1 protein-coding gene is annotated in these 1,388 nt (G+C 59.7%); it reads right to left on the reverse strand.

Annotated features, from left to right (window positions below):
- Positions 1-575 precede the first annotated feature (575 nt).
- A partial coding sequence (locus tag ABJK56_RS16850; RefSeq protein WP_347245845.1) for a glycosyltransferase occupies positions 576-1,388 on the reverse strand: 813 nt, incomplete at its 5' end.

Genomic DNA, 1,388 nt, shown 5'->3' on the forward strand with positions numbered 1-1,388 from the left:
CGGCCTCCCCGTCCTCTTCCTCGTGGGGCTTGCGCTGGGGCTCTGGAAGGGCTGAACAGAAATAATTCCCGGGGATGCTCCATGGATATTATCTCAAGGGATCCGAGGCCATTCATCATGGTGAATTTCCAATAGTAGAGGTGGACTGATGCACGACTAGTCGTTGCAACGCTGATCAGGGAGGTTTCCCATCGCCGGATAATGGACGCTGATGCCGAGAAGCGCAGGGAGCTGTACGGGGAGATATTCCCGGTGTCGTCCAAGGACTTATTTAGAGCACCCACACGCGTTCCGTGAGGAGAGTGTTCCACCTCTCCTGCGGGTTAGTCAACACGATGCCTAGGACCAAGTGAAGGCGATGTTTATCTGCGTAGCCCTCAATCTGATGAGGGCCCTGTTCCTGCTCCGGGCCAAGGCCCTAGCGGACGCCGCACATGGGCGCGGATATGGTGCACGTGTGATGTGTAGAGGATGCAGTCAGCGCGGGATCGAGCCCGGAACTAGGGTAATGACCCCAACGAGCATTTGCACTCACAATTTTTGAAATCCTCATATTATCCCCCTGATGACGATATCTAGCGCCGCACGGGGGATTGTGGTCCGGAATTCCGAGTGCGCACCAGGAATGAGTAGTAGTCTGCGGCCATCTCATCCCAGAAGCGCGCATGTACAGTCCCAGGATCACCGCCGCGCTCCTCTATGAAGCGAGTGATGGCGTCCTCGAGGTCGGCGCTGGCCCTGAGCTGCCCGTCAGCCAGGAAGACCGGCAAACCGTACGCCTCCGCGAGGGATGCAGGACCGCTCGCGGAGAACCTCTCGACGTATGGGAGCACCACGAGGTCGGCGGCCGAGAAGTAAGGGGAGGGATCCTCGACGAAGCCGGTCAACCTCACGTCCGCGCCTTCCCTCCTCAGTTCATCCACATTATTCACAAGATCCCTGAACCACTCGCGGTATCCCGGATCGTCCCGCGCCCGCGGATGCGGCCCCCCGGCGATTATCAGTGAGTATTTGCGCCAGTCGAGCCGGTTCCTCAGGACTTTCACCAGGAGATCCACGCCCTTGTACCTCGCTAGGTACCCGAAGAAGAGCACTAGCACCCGGTCGTCGCCTATCCCCAGGTTCGCCCTGGCGCGCCCGCGATCGAGCGGCCTGACCCTCTCCACGCCGTGCGGCCGCACGATCACCTTGTGAACAGGCATGCGGTAATCGCGGATCGCCACGTCCCTCAGGAAATCCTCGTGGACTATCACTGCGTCCGCCAGCGCGGCGATCGAACGGTTGATCGATGCCACGCCCGCCTTGAGAACCGATCTGCGAGCCGGCAGGGAGTTCATCCTGAGGAAATCCTCGTCGTTCAACTGGTATATGGATGGAAGGTCGTGCAT

Origin of the sequence: Thermogutta sp. (assembly GCF_039793925.1) — a bacterium.
Classification (GTDB): domain Bacteria; phylum Planctomycetota; class Planctomycetia; order Pirellulales; family Thermoguttaceae; genus Thermogutta.